Raw genomic sequence first — 4525 nt, 5'->3', positions numbered from 1 at the left:
TTGGATGGCAACTACCGGCCCAACCTCCGCCAAGAGTTTATCAGCACCAGGTGCCAAATGTGTGGGAGACCTGAGGCAGGAGGTGGCAATATTTCCCATCAAAACGGTATTTTACCCTCAAAAGTGAGAAAGTCGGGTTAGAGACGTCTGAGTGCTTAAAATCGTTGCAGTCGTTCAAGTCGCTAGTAATCCTATCCGCGTCTATCTGCGCGCATCTGTGGTAATCTGCGTCCAAAAGTAGAATGTTATTGAATCGTGAACTTCGAGCTCACGTCGAGGAAGGCGTCGGCGCGGCCCCGGTATGGTTTCGTGGCGTCGAAAAATACCACCGCAATCTCGTACTCCCCTTTCGGCGCGCCACGCGGGATTGTCTTTGACATGAGCTGGTAGCTGAACCCGGCCGGGAGTCCATTCCGCTTGCTGGCGACGGGCTTGAGCGGCCTGTCCAGCGTTCTCGCATTTAGCATCTTCCCGCCGGGCAGGATGATTACCGCATAGACGGTGAACAGCTTCTCGATCGGCTCATTCACCTTGAACGTCGCGACGAGCTGATCCCCCGCCGTAAATGACGTGCCGTTGAGCTCAATCACGGCCGTCGGTAAGGGAGTGGGCGTTGCCGTAGGTATTGGCGTATCTGTTGATTCGGGTCCTTGTGTAGGCATTCTGGTCGGCGTGGGCGTCGATGTTGGCGTTTCCGTGGGTGTCTGAGTCAGTGTCTCTGTAGGCGTCTCAGTCGGTGTTGCCGTTTCTGTAGGTGTCGGTGTTATCGTCGGAGTGTTCGTTATTGTAAGTGTAGGAGTAATTGTCGGAGTTGGTGTGATGGTTGGGGTATCTGTCGGCGTGAGAGTGATTGTGGGTGTCGGCGTGATAGTCGGAGTAGGGCCTTGCCCGATACAATAGAGGTAATTATCATCCGAGCCGACATACACCTTCCCATCCGAGCCTATGGCGGGCGAGGAGTATATCCAGTCCCCGGTTGTATAACTCCAGTCGAGGCTCGCGTTTGAATTGATGCTGTAAAGGTTATTATCCGCCGAGCCAACATACACCTTCCCATCCGCTCCTATTGCGGGCGAGGAACCTATGCAGACCCCGGTTTGATAACTCCAGTCAAGGCTCGCATTTGAATTGATGCTGTAGAGATGATTATCCGACGAACCGACATACACCTTCCCATCCGCTCCTATTGCGGGTGAGGAACCTATGCAGACCCCGGTTTGATAACTCCAGTCAAGGCTCGCGTTTGAATTGATGCTGTAGAGGTAAGCGTCATTCGAGCCGACATATACCTTTCCCTCAGAATCTATCGCGGGAGAGGAACATATCTTGAGCTCGGTTTGATAACTCCAGTCGAGGCTTGCGTTTGAATTGATGCTGTAGAGATGATTATCCCACGAACCGACATACACCTTCCCATCCGAACCTATCGCAGGCGAGGACCATATCCAGTCCCCGATTTGATAACTCCACGCCAGAATCGGTATGGACGGGCCGGCGTACTCGCTCTGCCCAGCATGCCGAGCATCATGGTGGAACATCGGCCAGGGTGCGCGTGGCGTCGGCGTGGGAGGAGAGAATGAGGGGCGGCCGGCCTCAACCCATGCGGTGTACCATAAGTCCGCCAAGCGCTTCGAGGCGAGATCCAACCGGATCTGGGCATCGGATCCAACGAGATTGAAGAGGGCCTGATAATACTCCGCGCTCTCGTTACTCCCTGTTTGATCCTGAGCGGCGAGATCTGCGTCCATGATCGCGCTGACGAGCTGCTGGCCTCCAGCGAGAATGTCGAAGCCGAGCTCCAGAGGATCCTCGACGATCGTCACAGAGTTGGGCACGGTGTTGATTGCTGTAATATACATATCCACCATGGTGCCCTCGTATCTCTCGTGTATGCCTTCGTTCCCTGAGTCCAGGGGAAACTGTCCATCGTAGTTCACGGTAGCGTGCAGCGGGCACGTGGCGTCCGCGACATAGTGGCCGAGCTCCGCCGCCCGTTGATAGGCCGTCGCCCATTCGCGCGCACGCATGAGCGCAACGAGATTCTCGTAGTGGTCCCTGATCCCTTCCCACTGTATAACCCCGTTGTCCCTCCCGAATATGGAGCAATAGGTAGTGTAATCACGCGGGATGTAAGTAAACGGCGACGGATATTCATCAAGCTTTGAATCGATATCGCACCAGTGCCTCTCTGCCTCCCAAGGATCGGTTTCCTTCTGGGAATCGGGATCGGATGCGTGGTCGCTGAGGTATTCCCTCATATCTCCAAATGCGTTGCCGGATCCGTCGTCCACCATTTCGGGAGGAAGATTATCTACGGCATACAGGTTGACGAGGGAATGGGCGCCTCCCCAGGGGAGCGCAGAACCTGCAGGGAAGAGGGAGAGGGCAAAAAAGAAGATAGAGATGCGCGCTGCGGCTCTCTCGGTCAGGCGAAAAGAGACGCGCCGTTCATGCGCGCATTGTTGGTCAACCATAACGCCCTCCCGCCTCGCCATGATAATAAAAAAGGTACATCCTCGACCTAGCGCGTCTCATGATAAGAAATTAGGTGCTTAAGAAAGCGCATTGTATATGTCACTCGGTATTCAGGTACCCAATATTATAGCACATGCGACCCATCGCTGTCCTGCAAATATTACAAAGATATCTAAGATCATACCTCGCGCATGTTTATCCTTTTTCAAACACCCCTGGAGAGGCTATAATACCTATCTGAATATCGGGAGGAGCTCATGGCCAACACACATATCTCCGGCTTCGGCGAGATCAGGAAGAAGATCGCCGAGTCGATCTCTCACACGATCCACACATTCGCCACCACGAGCCGTCGGGGCGTCGGGGAGGCGCTCTCGCTCTTCGCAAGCGACAGGACGATCCACCCCGAATCCATGAAGGTCGTCCTCGATTTCTATAAAAAGGGCGAGGCGGAGCGTGAGGCGTTTTTCACCATGCTCGCGGCGCTCGATCCGCGCAAGGCAGATTATGTCCTCAACCAGATCTTCGCCGCCATGGATACGCCGGTGTGGCTCATCCAGATCCGCGCCGACCTCATCGCGCTGATCAAGAAGCTTTCCGCGGCGAAGCAGGAGAATGGGACGTTGAAACCCCTCAAGGCACTCTCGCGTACCTTCATCGACTACTTCGCGAGGATATTCAACTTCCAGTACATGGTGACCCGCTGCTGCAACGCCCAGAACACCTCGATCGCGCTGCTCAAATTCATATCCGAGAAAGAGGGCGTCCACCCCACCGAGCACTGGTGGAATTTCGACAACAGGCTGGACAGCCCCGACCACATCATCCTCTCCCTCGAGCACTTCAAAATGCCCTATGTCCCCCTGGTGTATATCGAGGTGGCGCTCTCGAACGGGCTGATCCGCAAGATGTCCAGGATACTCGGCGACAAACGGCGCCCCCCGGACCTGCGCCGGGCGGATACCGCAATCTTCTATTCCGTGAACACCACTTTCGCCGGCCTCGAGGGAATCGCCCTGGGGGCAAAGATGATCATCCGCGCGAGTGAATACATCCAGAAGAATTATCCCGGCATCAGGCACTTCGCCACACTGAGCCCGATCCCAAAATTCAGGGATTACCTTGCCACGGTGCTGGCCGGAGGGACGCACACCTTTTCTCTCACCAGCCAGAAGATTGACGCTAATAAGAAGGGCCGGTTTATTTCGGATGGCGGGTTGCGAAGCATCAGGGAGGAGCTGTCCAAAAAGGATAAAGATATCGAAACGCTCCCAATCTCCGGCATGCTCAAGGGGGTGCTCGGCGATGAGCAGTGGCACGCGAACCCGCTTCTGCGCAGGGCGATGGAGCATCCGATGGCGGAGCTCACGAGATACTATCTCACTCGAGAGAAAAGAATCGACCCCAAGACCAGGGCCCGGACCACAAACGCATACGATCCGGTCGCGAACTTCCACCTCTCCAACGGAGCCTCCATCGGCAACATCAACTACCTCGCGAACCCCTCGGAGCGGGGAATGCGCGAATCATACGGTATGATGGCGAACTACTTCTACGAGGCCGAACACCAGGAGAGAAACAAGCTCGCCTACGCATCCGGGAAGGTCGCCATCGAAATCTGAAGAAACGCTCCTCTCCACCCCCACCTTACCTCCCCCGTCACGAGGTTGTCTCAAACTGTCATTGCGGGGAGTCCCGAGCGGAGCGAGGGATCCAGCATTGATCGCCACGTCCCGAACACCTCGGGGCTCGCGACGCTTCGCGGATTGCTTCGCTCCCCCGCCATTGCGGGGTCGCTCGCAATGACTGCTTTCTTCTTTGTGAATTGCTGATCATGGTCAGTGCTGAGACACCCACACGAAATGGAAGAGAAGCAGATTTAAATACACAAAGCGGTTTGATCGAAATCTCTAATTAGGGTCTCCTGAAAAAGTCTAAAAATATATATAATATCATACAAGGCAAGTAGATATGATGTACAATGCTCTCCAGAATGATGGATAAAATGCACGGGAATTCGGGACAGGTGCCCGAAACCCGTGCAGTTATA

At 54.9% G+C, this 4525-nt stretch carries 2 protein-coding genes; one reads left to right on the top strand and one right to left on the bottom strand.

Features of this window, described 5'->3' with window-relative positions; all coding sequences use genetic code 11:
* Nucleotides 1–245 precede the first annotated feature (245 nt).
* Complete coding sequence (locus NTX71_10255) at nucleotides 246–2474, bottom strand: PQQ-binding-like beta-propeller repeat protein (protein ID MCX6340279.1); 2229 nt, start codon at nucleotides 2472–2474, stop codon at nucleotides 246–248.
* A 258-nt stretch (nucleotides 2475–2732) separates the two neighbouring features.
* On the opposite strand from NTX71_10255, the gene NTX71_10250 reads away from it, so the two are divergent.
* A complete protein-coding gene (locus tag NTX71_10250) occupies nucleotides 2733–4097 on the top strand; it encodes a malonyl-CoA decarboxylase family protein (GenBank protein MCX6340278.1) in 1365 nt (454 codons plus the stop codon).
* Nucleotides 4098–4525: the final 428 nt, after the last annotated feature.

This window comes from Candidatus Auribacterota bacterium, from assembly GCA_026392035.1.
Lineage (GTDB): Bacteria > Auribacterota > Tritonobacteria > UBA1439 > UBA1439 > JAPLCX01.
This window is presented reverse-complemented; position numbering and strand designations above follow the sequence as displayed.

What these genes read in the sequence shown, in the direction of transcription:
- NTX71_10255 (MCX6340279.1), bottom strand. Translation starts at nt 2,474, where the DNA reads ATGGTTGACCAACAATGCGCGCATGAACGGCGCGTCTCTTTTCGCCTG.
- NTX71_10250 (MCX6340278.1), top strand. Translation starts at nt 2,733, where the DNA reads ATGGCCAACACACATATCTCCGGCTTCGGCGAGATCAGGAAGAAGATC.